The 255-nt window shown below is 52.2% G+C and carries 1 pseudogene; it reads left to right on the forward strand.

What is annotated here, in order from left to right:
• Nucleotides 1-255: pseudogene (locus E0D98_RS26730) on the forward strand (hypothetical protein); the annotation flags it as partial.

Genomic DNA, 255 nt, shown 5'->3' on the forward strand with positions numbered 1-255 from the left:
GCTTCAACGGTGGTGTTCTGAACGGTGTTCCTTCTGCATATCACTGGTATACAGAACGGTATGGCGTGAAGTGGCCTTGTGGGTATGACCTGAATATCAGCAGTCAGGGGGAAAACTTCATTCAGGTTGATTTCGACACGCCGTGGTGTCAGCCGGAAAGCGACGTTGTTGCAGAATTAAGCCGCCGTTTCAGCTGCACGCTGGAGCACTGGTATGCCGAACAGGGCTGTGATTTCTGTGGCTGGCAGTTGTATG

The sequence above is a fragment of the Escherichia sp. KCJ4928 genome (assembly GCF_004352695.1).
Classification (GTDB): domain Bacteria; phylum Pseudomonadota; class Gammaproteobacteria; order Enterobacterales; family Enterobacteriaceae; genus ECMA0423.